Source organism: Pseudomonas marginalis, from assembly GCF_900105325.1.
Taxonomy (GTDB): Bacteria; Pseudomonadota; Gammaproteobacteria; order Pseudomonadales; family Pseudomonadaceae; genus Aquipseudomonas; species Aquipseudomonas marginalis.
Genome location: NZ_FNSU01000003.1, coordinates 3,100,312 through 3,114,614, shown reverse-complemented (window position 1 = coordinate 3,114,614; position 14,303 = coordinate 3,100,312). Strand labels below are relative to the sequence as shown.

Sequence of the window (14,303 nt, the reverse complement as noted above, 5' to 3'; positions counted from 1 at the left end):
AGGACAAGTTTTTCACAAGGGGTTGACCTGTTGATCACAGGACGCTGCTTAAGGTTGTAGGCATCAGCAACTGGAGATCCGTTGATGCCTACCCCGATCAAGCTCGAATTTTCCGAAAAGTACGACGATCAGCACGCCCACGAATATTTGCTCAAGCATCAGGACAATCTGGCTCGCCGGTTGTCCCACAAACGCGACGAGCAACTGGCCCGTGGCGCGTTGGCGATGGCCGGCGAGCCTGGCCTGGTGCTGGACCTGCCGTGTGGCGCCGGGCGTTTCTGGCCGCTGCTGGCGGAAAAACCCAACCGTGTGATCATCGGCGCCGACAATTCGGCCTCCATGTTGAAGGTCGCGATGGCCGCCCAGCCCGCAGAAGTGGTGAAAAGGGTACGACCCTTGCAGACATCTGCCTTCGATATCGATTTGCCGGATAACTCAGTCGACAGCATTTTCTGTATGCGCCTGCTCCACCACATTGGTGATCCGGCGCACCGTCAGGCAATTCTGCGGGAGTTTCAGCGGGTTACCCGTGACAGCGTGATCATTTCGCTGTGGGTCGATGGCAATTTCAAAGCCTGGAAACGCAAGCGTCTGGAAGGAAAGCGTCGCAAGACAGGTGAGCAGGAAGGTTACCAGAACAGATTTGTGTTACCGGCTGCTACTGTTGAAGCAGAGTTCGAGCAAGCCGGATTCCGTGTTCAGGAATCCCTGGACTTCATACCGCTGTACGCCATGTGGCGGGTGTATGTATTGCGCAAGAGGTAACAGGATGGCAGTTGAGTGCGTAGCAGGCAGTCACGTAGCTCCCGAAGAACGCTTCGATTATTTCTGGCGTCAGCAAGGCGAATGGGTCGAAGAGCCCAATCGCCGGCGTGGCGGTGAAAGTGGTGTACAGCGTGTAATGACTGCCAATGGCCGTTTGCTCTACAGCAAGCGCCAGACGGGCCATATCTACCGCAGTTGGCTGCACCCGTTCGGACGCCCCACGGTGCTGCGCGAGCGTGATGCCCTCAGGGGCCTGCGACTGCTGGATGTTCGCGTGCCCGAAATGGTCTTTTGTGAGGCGCGTCGTGACCCCGAGCACCACTGGAAGGCGCTGCTGGTAACCGCCGCCCTAGACGGCTTCGACGAAATTGAAAACTGGTACGCCGCCGGTGGTCGCGAAGAGTATGGCGAGCAGGTGCACGAGCGCTTGCTCAAGGAGTTGGCTGCCACCCTGGCCCGCATGCACAAGGGCCGCTGGCAGCACGGTTGCCTGTACATCAAGCATATTTTCGTGCGGGTGACGGGCGAGGGCGACTCGGCCCAGGTGGAAGTGGCGCTGCTGGACTTCGAGAAATGCCGCCAGCGCTTGACCGCTTATCGGGCAGCCTCCCATGACATGTTGCAGTTGCGTCGCCATTCGTCGTGGAACAGCACCGACTGGGAAAAACTCAGCTACTTTTACCAGACGGCGTTTGGCAGCGCTATCAAGGGTTTAACCAAATGAAGCTAGAAATAGCACGAGGTTTGTTCCTGGTCGGGGCGATGGGCATTGCGGCCCTGGCCCTGGCCGCATGGGAGCAACCTCGCACACAGGTGCTCAGTGCGGTGCAAGGTGGCGGGCAATGCCTGTTGCCCCGCGTCGCCAAGGCGAGTGCGGCGGTCAAGCCTGATCATGAGTTGCTGTTGTTCATGTTTGGGATGTCCCAAGGGATGAGGCCGCAGAGTTGAAACGATTCAAACCCCCGAAGAAGGGCCTTGCGATGCGAGGCCCTTTTTTTTTACGTGATCTTCCAACCTTACTCGCAACGCGGCTGCTACAAGAGCCTCACCCCCGTAGATACCGTCTTATCGCAAATCCGTAGATACCGTCTTATCCAACACCGCGCAAATCCGTAGCAGCTGCCGAGCGCAAGCGAGGCTGCGTCAGGCGCGCTGCCGATTCAGGCTCGAGTCGCGGCCGACGCAGCCTCGCCAAGGCTCGACAGCTGCTACGGGGGGGCGGTGTTGGATAGACGGTATCTACGCAGGTCAGATCAGATGCAGGTGGTTATCCCAGAGCCCCGCCGGTAATTCCAACGGTTTGGCGACCAGCTGTTTCTGGCGGCAATCGTAGTAGCGGCAACGGCCCTGGCCCGAAGTGACGACAAACCCGTCCGCCACTGCGCCGACGCCTGCGCAATCGGGCAACGGTCCATCCAGGCGCAGCTCGGCGGTGTCCATGTCCCAGATAAAGAAGCGGTTACCACGGGGTGCGGTCAACGCCACCAGGCGCAACTCGCTGTGCACGGCGACGCTGGCGGTGTAATGCCCCATGGCCTGCAACTGCTCATCGGCCACCGGGAACGCCACGAACGGCTGGCCCGGGCGCTTGATCGCCAGCAACTCGGAGCGCTCCTGGGACGGTCCCATGAACTGCTGGCCGGTGAGAAGGGTGCCATCGCTGGCGATGCCCATATGGCGCACGCTGTTCATCTGCTGGCCGAGGGTTTCCTTGCTGATCAGCGTGCCGTCACGGTGCATCAGCACCAGGCTCGGTTCCATGGCGTTGAGGTTCATCTCCACGCGGCTTTCGGCTTCGGTGCGAATGCCGCCGTTGGCCACCACCAGGGTTTCGCCGTCGGGCATCCATGACACCTGGTGCGGGCCGATGCCATGGGTGGAGATCTCGCCGCTGTGCACCAGGCGCTCGCCTTCGAACTTGTACACACCGAGCAGGCCACGGCCGGGGTCGGACGTGTCGTTCTCGGTGGCGTACAGCCAATCGCCGCTCTTGTGGATGACCGCATGGCCATAGAAGTGGCGGTTGGCGTTCGAGGTGAGGGTTTGCAACAGCGCGCCGTTACGCAGGTCGATCAGGTAACTCTCGGTGCCTGGGCGGCGGGCAACAAACAGCGCAATCGGCAGTGTCGGGTGGTTGATGATGTCGTGGCAGCGCTGGCCGACCTGGGTGGCAAACACCTGCTTGCCGTCCAGCTGAAAGCCCACGGCATAGTGCTTGCCGTCTGCATCATCGCGCGCCGACAGCAGCAGCGGGCCCCTGTCTTTCCCTTTGAACAGCGTCCAGCCACCCAACGTGAGTGCGCTGAGCAGCACGCTGCCGATCGCCAAAGCCTGTCGCCTGAGCATCATCAGTCACCGTCGTTGGCATTGAAGCCCAGTTGGATCCCCAGCGCCTTGGCCAGCTCGCCTTCGTGCAGGCGGTGGACGACGTTGAGGCTGTCGTAGATGTCGTTGAGCTGCTGGCGTCCGGCGTCATCGTTCAACAGTTCGTTGAGGGTGCGCTGGTTGCTGGCGAACAGTTTCAGCGCGGCGGCATAGGCCGCGTCGATCTTGTCGGCCAATGGCTTCTGATCCGCCGGCAGCAAACCACGCAGGCCCTTGTTGTCCACGCCCACCCACACGGTCTGGGCGGCGGCGAGGCTGGCTTCCAGGCTTTGCAGGGACGACTGGCTGCGCCATGCATCGGCCTGGAACGGCTGCGGGATGCCCTTGGTCTGGCGGCCCATGGGCGTGCCGAGTTTTTTCTTCAGGGTGTCCAGTGCGGTCACTTGTACGCGCAGCAGATCGGCGATGGCTTCGTGGGAATCAGCGTAGCGCTGGTTCGGAAACTTGCTCATCTGCGCGAGCATGCCGTCGGTGCTGTTCCAGCTGGCCAGGATCTCTTCGGCCAGGGCTTTCTGGCGCTCACCAATGGCCACCAGCAGCGGACAGTAACGGGCTTTCTGCGCATCGTCGGCGATGTCGGTCCTGGCGTCGTAGAGGATGTATTCGTAGGCCGACAGGCCCTGCACCACCACGCTGGACTTGGCCAGTGCGGCACCGTCGATCTGCGGCTGGGCGGCGACCAGTTGCTCGACCTGGCGGCCCACCAGGTTCTTCTTGTCCGGCCAGAACTGCACCTGCCACGAGCGGTTGCCCTCGGCCAGCGGGCCGATCAGCAGCGGCTGCAACTCGGCCCAGGCTTTTTGCGCGTGGAGGAAGTCGGCGCGGGCGGTGTCCAGGCTTTCTTTGCCCTGGCAGTAGGCCAGGGCGCTGACGGCCAACTGGCGGTCGGCTTCGACCCAGCGGCTGTAGGTCGGCAGGATCACCTGCTTGGCGATCGCCGCCGAGGTCACGGCTTGCGGGTCTTGTGGCGAGCAGGCGCCCAGGGCGAGGGCGGCCAGGCTGGTGAACAACAACTTGGGACGGAACATGTCGAGCTCCCTTCTGTAATTGGGGCGAAGCTTATAAAGAATTCAGGAACGCCAGCAACGCAGCGCGCTGCTCGGCATTGAAGGACAACACATGCTGCTGCGCCGCTTGTGCTTCGCCGCCGTGCCACAACACGGCTTCGAGCAGGTTGCGGGCGCGGCCGTCATGCAGGAACTGGGTATGACCACTGACGGTCTGCGTCAGGCCGATGCCCCACAACGGCGGCGTGCGCCAGTCGCGGCCACCGGCCTTGAATTCCGTGCGGTTGTCGGCCAGGCCTGGGCCCATGTCGTGCAACAGCAGGTCGCTGTAGGGGCGAATCACCTGGTTGGCCAACTCGGGTTCGGCGGCATTCGCAGCGGTGGTGAACGTCGGTTTATGGCAACCCTGGCAACCGGCCTGGTAGAACAGGTTTTTCCCGGCCAGCACCTGCGGCGTGTCGACGTCGCGGCGCACGGGCACGGCCAGGTTACGGGTGTAGAACAGCACCAGGCGCAGGATGTTGTCGCTGACTTCCGGCTCGCCATCGGGGCCATTGCCGTTGGGTGCCTGTTTGCAGGCGACTTGGGCGTCGGTGCAGTCATCGAAGGGTCTCAGGGAGGTGGTGAGGCCCATATCACCAGAGAACGCGTGAACATTTTGTTGATTGAGATTGGGTTGCCCGGCTTTCCAGCCAAAACGCCCGAGTACGGTTTTTTGCTCGGCGTCATCCCAGACCCGATTTGCGCGGCCGACGAGGGCTTCCTTGTCGGCGGTCTTCGGGTCGGTATTGCGCAGGATGTCTGCGTCGCTGATGGCTTCGAGCAGGCCCAGGCCGATCATCGGCGGGGCGATGCGTGCGGAGAAGCGTGTATCTGGATGCATCGGGCCATAGCCGAGCTGGGTGATTTGCAGGTCGGGTTTGCGCAGCTCGATGACGGTGCCGTCCTTGAAGGTGACGTTGACCGGCGTGTAGTCGACGCGCACCTTGCCTTCCGGCGGCACGCCGGGCACCGCCATGTCCTGCAGTTGCCCGCCGTAGACGGGCTCGGGCACCACCCCGGCTTGCTCGATGAGCTTGGCGTAGGGCGCCTGGTCCTGGGTAGACAGGGGAATCGACAGGCGCACCAGCATCGACACCGCATTGGCCGCGTCGGGCAGCGGCGGGTGGCCACGGCCGTCCTTGATATGGCAGTTCTGGCAGGCGTTGGTATTGAACAGCGGGCCCAGGCCATCCCGGGCGGTGGTGGTGGACGGCGCGATCACCCAGGGGCTGCGAAAGAAGCTGTTGCCCACGCTGAAATCCAGGCGGCGCGTGGGCGACAGGTTGGCCGAGGGCAGGGAAAACGCATTCTGGTCGCGCTTGTTCACCGTCGTCGCGCCGCCCGCTCGCGATTCACCCGGCTCGGCCTTGGTGAAGCGTGGGGCGTCGTCGCAGGCGGCCAGGCTCAAGGCCATCAACGCTGCGCACAGGCGAAAAAGCGAACGAAACATCGAGTTTCCCGGACGAAGGCTGGAAATAAGGTCGCAAAGTCTAACAGGGCGGGGCGGATTGAATAAGAGCAATTATCGTTTGGTGGCATCCCGATTCATTCCCGCTAGAATGACCGCACATTTTTTTCTGGAGGTGGCCAATGCAGGCTCTCGACGCTTTGCTCAACCGTGTTTCCGTGCCGCGTTTGCTGGAACCGGCACCGACCCAGGAGCAGCGCGATGTGCTGTTCGCCGCAGCCATGCGTGCGCCCGACCACGGCCAACTGCGCCCTTGGCGTTTCCTTACCGTGGAAGGTGCCGCCCGTGAGCAGATGGGCACGCTGTTGGCCGAAGCCGCCCGTTTGCAGGACGCCGATGCTCCCCAGGCTGTCATCGAAAAGGCCCAGAACGGCCCGCTGCGTGCACCGCTGGTGGTGGTGGTGATTGCCCGCCTGCAGGAGCACTTCAAGGTGCCCAAGTCTGAACAACTGTTGGCAGCCGCCTGCGCGGCCCACGGCATTCTGCTGGCGGCCTATGCCCAGGGGATTGGTGCGGTGTGGCGCACGGGTGAGTTGTCCTATTCGGCCCACGTGGCCAAAGGCCTGGGGCTGACGGCGGATGAGGACGTGATTGGCTTCCTTTATTTGGGTACACCGCAGAACCCGCCGCGTACGGCGCCGAAGGAAGATGTGGCGGCGTTTGTGAAGGCCTGGACGGGTCTCTAAGCAGTAGGCGATCAAAATGTGGGAGGGGGCTTGCCCCCTCCCACATTTGACCATTGGTGTGTCTTACACCTTGAATTGATCCATGAGTTTCATCTGCTGGCTGGCCAACGCATTGAGCTGGCTGCTGATGGCCGCCGATTCGGTGGCCTGGCCGGTGAGGGTTTCGGTCACGGTGCGGATCGCCGAGACGTTGCGGTTGACCTCTTCGGCCACGGCGCTTTGCTGCTCGGCGGCGCTGGCGATTTGCAGGTTCATGTCGCTGATCACCGTCACCGCATCACTGATCTTGCCCAGGGCCTGCGCGGCTTGATGGATCTGCCCGGCGTTACTCTGGGCCTGGCTCTGGCTCGAGTGCATGGTTGCCACCACGCCACGGGTGCCGCTCTGGATGCGTTCGATCACCAGGCGGATTTCCTCCACGGAATCCTGGGTGCGCTTGGCCAGGTTGCGCACTTCGTCTGCCACCACCGCAAACCCCCGGCCGCTTTCCCCGGCGCGTGCGGCTTCGATCGCCGCGTTGAGCGCCAGCAGGTTGGTTTGCTCGGCAATGCTGCGGATCACTTCCAGGACTGAACCGATCTGCTCGCTATTGACCGCCAGGGCTTCGACTTCGCCCACCGCTTTGCTGACTTCTTCGGCGAGGGTGGTGATGTCGCGGGTGCTCTGCTCGATGATCGACATGCCTTCACGGGCCGACTGATCGGCGCCGCGTGCCGCGCTGGCGGCATTGGAGGCGCTGTTGGCGACGTCATGGGCGGTGGCGCTCATTTCGTTGGACGCCGTGGCCACCTGGTCGATTTCGCGGAACTGCACCTGCATGCCTTCGCTGGTCTGGCGTGCGATGGCCGAGGACTGGTCAGCCGTGCCACGGGCTTCGGTGATGCTTTGCTTGATCTGCGCGATGGTCGGTTGCAGCTTATCGAGGAAGCGGTTGAACCAGTTCACCAACTCGCCCAGTTCATCTTTCTTGGCATAGGCCAGGCGCTGGGTGAGATCGCCGTCGCCGCTGGCGATGTCCTTGAGCATGGCGGCCACGCTGTTGATCGGGCGGGTCACGCCGGTGGCGGTGAGCCAGATCAGCAGCAAGCCGAGCAGGCCGGCGGCGGCGCCGACCAGCAAGGCCTTGAGGGTGCCGCTGGCCTGGGCTGCGTCGAGCACGCCTTGAAGTTTCGTGCTGTCGGCAAGCATCACGTGTTTGGGCAGTTTGATCACTACGCCCCAGGCTTTGGCATCGGCAATGGGCTTGACCGGGTAAACCGCGCGGATGGTGTCGCCTTGTTCGCGGTTGACATAGCTGCCACTGGCGAGCAGTTGCACGATCTCCTTGCCTTCTGCACCGAGGGTGTCGACCAGGTTTTTTCCAACCTTGGCGGGTTCGCCACTGTAGGCCGCAATCAGGCCGTTGCTGGAAATGATCTCAAGGTGTGCCGCACCGTCGAACAGCTCTTTTTGCGCGGCGTCCGTGCTGGCTTGCAGGGTGTTGAGGGCGATATCGACACCGACCACGCCAATGACTTTCCCGTCCACGATCATCGGCAAGGAGATGGTGGTCATCAGTACCGGTGTGCCGGTCACCGTGTCTTCATATGGGTCCAGCAGGCAGGTGCTTCGGGTGTCCCGGGGGCAGGTGTACCAAATGTTATAGGGCGTTCCGCTGAGGTTGAGGGTGGTCTTGGTCAGGTCTTCCTCGAGCATGATGGTGTTCAAGGGTTCACCACCGACGCGGTTCCAGTAGCTGGAGAAGCGGCCTTTTTCATTGGACGCGCGGGTCTTGTCATTGGCGAACTCGCTGTCCTTGCCGTCCAGGCCATTGGGCTCGAACGCCAGCCAGATGCCGAGCACTTTGCTGTTGCGTTCGAAGGTGGTTTTCAGGCTCTGGTTGAGTTCTTCACGCAAGGCGCCGGGGTCCAGCGAGCGCTTGGTGGCCAGGTTGCGCAGGTCTTTGACCTGATCGGCGATGGCGGTGATCACGGTAAGATTTTCACCAAAGGTTTTCCGCAGCAGCACGGCTTGCTCCGCTGCCTTGGCTTGCAGCAGGTTCTGCACGCTGCTGGTGAGCATTCGCGAGCTTGAATCGCTGATCAGATGGTCGTTCTGGTTGGTTTCGTAAAGGTTGATGCTGATGATCAACGCTATTACGCCCAGCAGACATAGCCCGGACAGCAGCACGATTTTCAAACGTATGGAGAGGGTGTCGAACATAGGTTCACTCGCGAATGGGCGTGTGGAAATGCATGCAATCCAAGGCCAAGTCCATTCAGCGCTATGTCTGAAACATCGGCGTAACAAATCAATTCATGAGAGATAGGCGATGGGCGGTAGGAAAGCGGCTACAGCCGGCGTCACACGGGCTGTGCGAGCCGTTCCGGGCGTGACCAGATCCACAGGTTGCCCAGGCTCATCCCGGCAATCGCCAGGTAGATCGGCCAGCCGTGGTCGAGCATCACCAGCATCAGGATGGCGCACAGCAGCATGCTCACGGTGGCACTGACTTTGGCCCGGCGCGCGATGATCCTGCCGTTGCGCCAGTTGAACAGGATCGGTCCGAACAGGCGGTGGTTTTCCAGCCAGGCACTGAGGCGCGGTGAGCTTTTGGTCGCGGCCCAGGCGGCCAGGAGGATGAACTCGGTGGTGGGCAAACCCGGCACCACAATCGCCACCAGCCCGATGCCCAGGCTGACGTAGGCCAGCAGGCCGAAGAGGATCTGTGCGATTTTCGAGGTGGATTGGGGTTTGCGGGTCATGGTGTGTGCAAAGTAGGGGATAACAAAAGAGTCGGCATTGAAATGCGGTTTAAATGTGGGAGGGGGCTTGCTCCCGATAACGGTGCATCAGCCAACAAATAGGTACCTGACCCTCCGCCATCGGGGTGCAAGCCCCCTCCCACAGTTGATTGCATTTCAATGTGGGCGATCAGGCCAGTTCAGGGGCGCTAGCGTACGCCTGTTCCAGCAACACGGTGAAGCGTACAAACGCATCCACCGCGCCTTTTTCCGCTGCGGCTTCTTCCTCGGCGCTCAATTGCAACGCATCCAGGGTGCGAGTGAAGCTTTTCCAGCCTTCGGCGCGACCACCGGCCGGCTCACCCAGGTGGCGGGCACCGAAGGTTTCGCTCAGGCCCAGGCCTACGGCGCGCTTGATCAGGAACGCAGCGCCCAGCTTGGAACCTTCGGACACGAACAACCAGCCCAGGGCCTCGGCCTTGCTTGGGTTCTTCAGCGCGCCGGGGACCGGTGCTGGCACTTCTGTATCCAGGTCTGCCAGATCCAGCCTGGCGGCCTCGGCGCGGCAGCGTTCGGCCAGGTCAGGCACGATCTTGATCAGTTCGGCATCGTTGTACAGGGCCACCAGCTCCGACTGGAACAGGTACTGCGCGACCACGAAACGCGCGAAGTTGGCCTGGGTTTCAAACGGGGCGTGGGCCTTGACCAGCGCATCCAGCTTGGTATGCGGCTCGTTGGTGATCTGGTTCAGGCGCTGGGAGCGCAGGCTTGGGCGTTCTGCGGTAGAAGAAGCGGTCATGAAAAAGTCCTTGAGAAGGGGGAGCGCCTTATGGCCCTTAAAGAGAGCTGTTATCAACTAGACGAACAAGAAGACGCGGCACAGTAAAAAATCCTCACCTCGCCGCTGAAATTTCGACGAGGTGAGTCGGGTGTCGTCAGATGTCCCAGATCAGGTTGATCGCAACGTTGCGGCCCGGCTGGGTCAGGCGGTCGAGGTTGGCCGGTCCGGTCACCGCGGCTTCGCCGACACTGTCGTAGCTGCGTACGTCATCCCAGTTCCAGTACTTCTTGTCGGTGAGGTTGTAGAGGCCGCCGTTGATGGTCACGTCCTGGGTGACTTTGTAGAAGGCGGTCAGGTCGACAACACCGAAGCCCGGAGTCTTGAAGGGCCCGCTGGTGTCGCCGTCCGGCGCGTGGAAGGTACTGCTGTCGACGCGATCCTGCTTTTTCACCAGGGTCCAGCTCAACAGACCACCGTAGTTGTCCTGGTCGTAGCCCAGGCCAAACACGCCCTTGAGCGGGTTGACGCTGTTCAGCGGCTCGCCGTTATCGTCGTTACGACCGTAGGCATAGGACACCGAACCCTGGGTGTAGAGGCCCTGCGGGGCGCCGAATGCATCCAGGTTCAGGCGCCCTTTGGCTTCGGCCCCTTTGATGGTGGCGCGCTTGATATTGATGGCCTGGAACTGTTCGACCGTGCCGCCGACGACGGCGTTGTCCTCATCGATAAAGTCGCGGTACTTGTTGTAAAACACGGCGATTTCAAAGGATCCCTCGTCAAATTTGCCGCGAATCCCGGTTTCGATGCCCTTGCTGGTTTCTGGCTTGAGGTCGGGGTTGGGTTCGACGGTGTAGCCCAGGTTGAGGTTTTCAAAGCGGCCGTACAACGCCTTGGCGGATGGCGTACGGAAACCTTCGGCATATTGGCCGAACCAGGTGTATTGATCCGTCAGGGCGTAAGTCAGGCCGAACTTGGGTGTCACACGGTGCCAGGTTTTTTCCTTGTCGCTCACCGGGTCCGCGCCTGTCGGGTTGACGGTGTTGAGGAACGCCTGGGTCAGCTTGGGTTTGAGCTGGGTGTAGTCGTAGCGCACGGCGGGCAGGAAGGTCCATTTGTCCCAGCTGATCTGGTCCTGTGCGAACAGCGAATACGTGTTGATGGTCGGGTCGGGGAAGTCGCTGGACTTTTTCACGCTGTCAGTGGCAATCGGGCTGGGCGCGCCGATGGCGGTGCAGCCACTGCCGACGGCCACACAGGTCGCGCCGCCCTCGCGCGAGCCGGTGACTTTCTGCTGCTTGAGGGTGGTGCCGTAGGTCACTTGGTGATCGGTTTCACCGAGGCTGAACGCTTTGTCCAACTGAGCATCGAAAATCCACTGTTTTTCCTGGTACAGCGTGTCGCGGGTACGCAGGACACGACGACCTGACTGATAGATCTCGGCAGTGGTCTGGTCGGTCTTGGCGATCTGGTAGTTGAGGCTGGTCTTGATCCGGTCGGCAATCGGCGACTCAAGGGCGAAGCTGTTTTCCAGGCCGAAACGTTCGCGGGTAATGGTGTCGTTACCACGGCGATCACGGTACAGGTTGAAGCCTCGGCCGCCGATGAACGGGCCGCCCACCGCGTTCTTCAGGTTGACGTCGCGATCATCCTTGTACTTCTCATAGGTCAGGCCCAGGCGGTTGTCATCGCCATAGTTCCAGCCGAGCTTGGCCAGGATGTTGGTGGTGCGCGCGTCCTCGGGGTTGGCGCCGGTACGGGCCAGGCCGGTGGCGTTGTTGCCGTCGTAGGATTCGGTCTCATGGCCATTGCGCTGGCTCAGGTGCAGCAAGCCATCGAAGTCCTGCACGCGGCCGGCGACGGTGCCGGAGGTCAGCCAGCTTTCGTCGGCGGAACTGTAGCCGGTCTTCAGGCGTGCGCCGACGTCCTGGCCGGGCTTGATGATGTCGTCCGGGTCGAGGGTGAAGTAACTCACGGCACCGCCGATGGCGCTGCTGCCGTAGAGGGCCGAGGCCGGGCCGCGCAGGATCTCGACGCGCTTGACGATCTCCGGGTCGACGTAGTTGCGGCGGGTCTTGGCGTAGGGGCCGTTGAAGAAGTTGTCGGGCACTTCCACACCGTCCACCTGGGTGAGGATGCGGTCGCCGTCGATCCCGCGGATGTTGAACCCGGCATTGCCGGCACGGGTGCCAGCGCCGCCGACCGAGACGCCCGGCTCGTAGCGCACCAGATCACGGATGGTGTTGACGTTCTGGCGGTCCAGTTCTTCGCGATCATGCACGCTGACGGTGCTGGGTACGCTGTTCACATCCTGCGCGTTACGGGTGGCGCTGATGGTCACCTGTTGCAGGTTGAGGGTGCTGCCCGCCGTGCGCTTTTCCAGGACGATGTTGTTGTTGCCCAGCTTGCGGTAGCTCAGGTTGGTCCCCACCAACAGCCGGTCCAGGGCTTTCTCCGGCGACAGGGCGCCGCGCACCCCAGGGGACGACACACCCTGGCCCAGCTCGGCGGGCAGGCCGACTTGCCAGCCGGTCACGCTGGTAAAGGCGTTCAGCGCCGAAACCAGTGGCTGTTGCTCGATGCTGAAGCTGTAGTTGCCGTGGTTGCGGGCGGCAGGTTCGGCGGCAGTGGCGGCCATCACTGGCGAACCGGCCAGCAGGATGGCGGCGGTCAGCAAGGACAGCACGGGGGAGGAGGACCGGCGGTTGAAACGAGAGGACATCGAGAGCGCTCCGGAAGGTACGAATCTTATAGTTGCGAACCGAACCAAATAGGAATCAGTTGCATTGGCTAAGACGAGACGTACCGCCGAAGGCTATCGAGTAAAAATAATTCTCATTTAGTTCAAAATCACCAGCGCGGGGTATTCCGACAATGTGGCTGAGGTGATGTGGGCCAGGGAGCGCACCACATCCAGGGGTTGGTCGAGGCGGTAGTTGCCGGTGACGGCAACGCTGGCGAGCTTGTCGTTGGTGTTGACGATCCAGCCGGGGTAGTAGCGACGCAGCTCGGCGAGCACTTCGCTCATCGGGCAGTTTTCGAAAATCAGCCGGCCTTGCACCCAGGCCAGGTCCTTGCTGGCATCCAGCCGGGCCGGTTGGCCAAAGCCCTTGGGCCCGATGCGGATGCTTTCGCCGGCACTCAGGCGCACGCGGGCATCGTCGAAGGTGTTGCTCAGGTCGACATCGCCGCGCTGCACCTGCACCTGGGCTTCGCCGTTGAGGTAGCGCACGGCGAAGGCGGTATCACGCACGCTGGCGCGCACGGGGCCGGCGTCGATTTCCAGGGGCAGGCCATGGCCGGGCATGATTTCGAAAAAGGCTTCGCCCTGGTACAGGCGGACGATGCGCTGGTGGTCCTTGATGCTGCTGGAAAACGCCGAATTGGTGTTCAGCAACACTTTCGAGCCATCGTCCAATTGCAGGCGCTGGCGTTCGCCCACCACCGTGAGATGGTCGGCTTGCAGGCGTACCGGCAGGTTGCTGAAGCTGAACAGGCCGATCAACAGCACGGCGGCGGTGGCCAGCGGTTTCCAGTGCGGCTTGATCCGGCGCCAGCCCCTGGGTTTGCGCGGCGCGGCCAGGGCGACGGCGGCGCTGTGTACCGGCGCGCCACCCCAGGCGGCCTGGGCCTTGCCGAAGGCGTGGACGTGGGCGGGGTCTTGGGCCAGCCAGGCTTCGAACTCGGCCCGCTGCCCGGGCGCTGGGCACTGCAAGACGATCAGCCAGTCGAGGGCCTGGTCCATAGCCGTGTCTTGCAACACCTCATGAGCCAGCTCATGGGGGCGCAGTTTATTCGGGTCCGTCACGGTGTTCCTCGGGTCTTCGCCACGTTTTATTCATCTTTCCTACAGCTTGGGTCGACAATTTCGTCGGCTGAAGCTTAAGGCCGATCCAGTCTTTCGGCCACACCTACACAAATGGCCATGATCAATTTCAGTTCCTTTTGCACGGTGCTCAAGGACACGTCCAACTGATCGGCGATCTCCTGGTAGCTGCAACCGTGCAGGCGGCTGAGGATGAAAATCTGCTGCTGGCGCGCGCTCAACTGGCCGAGGCTGATGCTCAGGTGCTCAAGCAATTGCTCGGCCTGGGTGGCGTCTTCGGGGGTGCTGATGGGGGCGGCGACGCTTTGCAGGATGTCCAGTGGCACATCTTCCTGCAGGGTGCGCGCCTGAACCCTGCGCGAACGCAGATGATCCAGCGCCAGGTTGCGCGCGGTCTGGTAGACGAAGGGTTCGAGGTGATCGATCGGCCGCTCGCTGAGGGCCCGGGTGACGCGCAGGTAGGTTTCCTGCAACAGGTCCTCGGCGGTGCTGTGGTTATTCACCATCCGCTGCAAGGTGCGTAGCAGAATCACCCGTTGGGTGAGAAAGACTTGGTTGAAGCGAGATTGGCTCACAGTGATACCAGACCGATTTGCAGTTAATGATAATGCTTATCATCAACT

13 protein-coding genes are annotated in these 14,303 nt (G+C 62.0%); 4 read left to right on the top strand and 9 right to left on the bottom strand.

Going from position 1 to position 14,303, the window contains the following annotated elements:
* The first annotated feature begins 84 nt into the window (after positions 1-84).
* The 3 genes from BLW22_RS23655 to BLW22_RS23645 are packed head-to-tail and all read left to right on the top strand — an operon-like array spanning position 85 to position 1,713.
* Complete coding sequence (locus tag BLW22_RS23655; protein ID WP_065925019.1) at positions 85-765, top strand: class I SAM-dependent methyltransferase; 681 nt, start codon at positions 85-87, stop codon at positions 763-765.
* A gap of 4 nt (positions 766-769) precedes the next feature.
* Positions 770-1,489 (top strand): lipopolysaccharide kinase InaA family protein, encoded by a 720-nt coding sequence (locus BLW22_RS23650; protein ID WP_065925020.1) that lies wholly within the window; start codon positions 770-772, stop codon positions 1,487-1,489.
* Complete coding sequence (locus tag BLW22_RS23645) at positions 1,486-1,713, top strand: hypothetical protein (protein WP_027605486.1); 228 nt, start codon at positions 1,486-1,488, stop codon at positions 1,711-1,713. The genes BLW22_RS23650 and BLW22_RS23645 overlap by 4 nt, the downstream gene beginning before the upstream one ends.
* 300 nt (positions 1,714-2,013) lie before the next feature.
* On the opposite strand, the gene BLW22_RS23640 is transcribed toward BLW22_RS23645, so the two are convergent.
* Genes BLW22_RS23640 through BLW22_RS23630 form a run of 3 tightly spaced genes read right to left on the bottom strand, consistent with a single transcriptional unit; the run spans position 2,014 to position 5,649 of the window.
* The gene (locus BLW22_RS23640) at positions 2,014-3,111 is read right to left on the bottom strand and encodes a DUF1513 domain-containing protein (protein WP_074848234.1); all 1,098 of its coding nucleotides are present in this window, start codon (positions 3,109-3,111) and stop codon (positions 2,014-2,016) included.
* Between the two features lie 2 nt (positions 3,112-3,113).
* Positions 3,114-4,178 carry an imelysin family protein gene (locus tag BLW22_RS23635; RefSeq protein WP_065947898.1) on the bottom strand — a complete coding sequence of 355 codons (1,065 nt, stop codon included), beginning with the start codon at positions 4,176-4,178 and terminating at the stop codon, positions 3,114-3,116.
* Positions 4,179-4,209: 31 nt separating this feature from the next.
* On the bottom strand, positions 4,210-5,649 hold the full coding sequence (locus tag BLW22_RS23630; protein WP_074847557.1) for a di-heme oxidoreductase family protein: 1,440 nt from the start codon (positions 5,647-5,649) through the stop codon (positions 4,210-4,212).
* Between the two features lie 140 nt (positions 5,650-5,789).
* On the opposite strand from BLW22_RS23630, the gene BLW22_RS23625 reads away from it, so the two are divergent.
* A complete protein-coding gene (locus tag BLW22_RS23625; RefSeq protein ID WP_074847556.1) occupies positions 5,790-6,353 on the top strand; it encodes an NAD(P)H nitroreductase in 564 nt (187 codons plus the stop codon).
* Between the two features lie 63 nt (positions 6,354-6,416).
* Here the strand turns inward: BLW22_RS23625 and BLW22_RS23620 are convergent, their stop codons facing one another.
* The 6 genes from BLW22_RS23620 to BLW22_RS23595 form a co-directional block, all read right to left on the bottom strand.
* Positions 6,417-8,555 (bottom strand): methyl-accepting chemotaxis protein, encoded by a 2,139-nt coding sequence (locus BLW22_RS23620; RefSeq protein WP_065925024.1) that lies wholly within the window; start codon positions 8,553-8,555, stop codon positions 6,417-6,419.
* Between the two features lie 140 nt (positions 8,556-8,695).
* The gene (locus BLW22_RS23615; protein WP_027605492.1) at positions 8,696-9,097 is read right to left on the bottom strand and encodes a YbaN family protein; all 402 of its coding nucleotides are present in this window, start codon (positions 9,095-9,097) and stop codon (positions 8,696-8,698) included.
* Positions 9,098-9,266: 169 nt separating this feature from the next.
* Complete coding sequence (locus BLW22_RS23610; RefSeq protein ID WP_074847555.1) at positions 9,267-9,875, bottom strand: biliverdin-producing heme oxygenase; 609 nt, start codon at positions 9,873-9,875, stop codon at positions 9,267-9,269.
* Positions 9,876-10,011: 136 nt separating this feature from the next.
* Positions 10,012-12,576 (bottom strand): TonB-dependent receptor, encoded by a 2,565-nt coding sequence (locus BLW22_RS23605; protein ID WP_074847554.1) that lies wholly within the window; start codon positions 12,574-12,576, stop codon positions 10,012-10,014.
* 117 nt (positions 12,577-12,693) lie between these two features.
* Positions 12,694-13,662, bottom strand: a complete 969-nt coding sequence (locus BLW22_RS23600; RefSeq protein ID WP_074847553.1) for a FecR family protein — start codon at positions 13,660-13,662, stop codon at positions 12,694-12,696.
* A 74-nt stretch (positions 13,663-13,736) separates the two neighbouring features.
* Positions 13,737-14,255, bottom strand: coding sequence for an RNA polymerase sigma factor (locus tag BLW22_RS23595; protein WP_065925863.1), 519 nt, complete (start codon positions 14,253-14,255; stop codon positions 13,737-13,739).
* Positions 14,256-14,303: the final 48 nt, after the last annotated feature.

Coding starts and splice junctions, on each gene's coding strand:
- BLW22_RS23655 (WP_065925019.1), top strand. CDS start 85: ATGCCTACCCCGATCAAGCTCGAATTTTCCGAAAAGTACGACGATCAG.
- BLW22_RS23650 (WP_065925020.1), top strand. CDS start 770: ATGGCAGTTGAGTGCGTAGCAGGCAGTCACGTAGCTCCCGAAGAACGC.
- BLW22_RS23645 (WP_027605486.1), top strand. CDS start 1,486: ATGAAGCTAGAAATAGCACGAGGTTTGTTCCTGGTCGGGGCGATGGGC.
- BLW22_RS23640 (WP_074848234.1), bottom strand. CDS start 3,111: ATGCTCAGGCGACAGGCTTTGGCGATCGGCAGCGTGCTGCTCAGCGCA.
- BLW22_RS23635 (WP_065947898.1), bottom strand. CDS start 4,178: ATGTTCCGTCCCAAGTTGTTGTTCACCAGCCTGGCCGCCCTCGCCCTG.
- BLW22_RS23630 (WP_074847557.1), bottom strand. CDS start 5,649: ATGTTTCGTTCGCTTTTTCGCCTGTGCGCAGCGTTGATGGCCTTGAGC.
- BLW22_RS23625 (WP_074847556.1), top strand. CDS start 5,790: ATGCAGGCTCTCGACGCTTTGCTCAACCGTGTTTCCGTGCCGCGTTTG.
- BLW22_RS23620 (WP_065925024.1), bottom strand. CDS start 8,555: ATGTTCGACACCCTCTCCATACGTTTGAAAATCGTGCTGCTGTCCGGG.
- BLW22_RS23615 (WP_027605492.1), bottom strand. CDS start 9,097: ATGACCCGCAAACCCCAATCCACCTCGAAAATCGCACAGATCCTCTTC.
- BLW22_RS23610 (WP_074847555.1), bottom strand. CDS start 9,875: ATGACCGCTTCTTCTACCGCAGAACGCCCAAGCCTGCGCTCCCAGCGC.
- BLW22_RS23605 (WP_074847554.1), bottom strand. CDS start 12,576: ATGTCCTCTCGTTTCAACCGCCGGTCCTCCTCCCCCGTGCTGTCCTTG.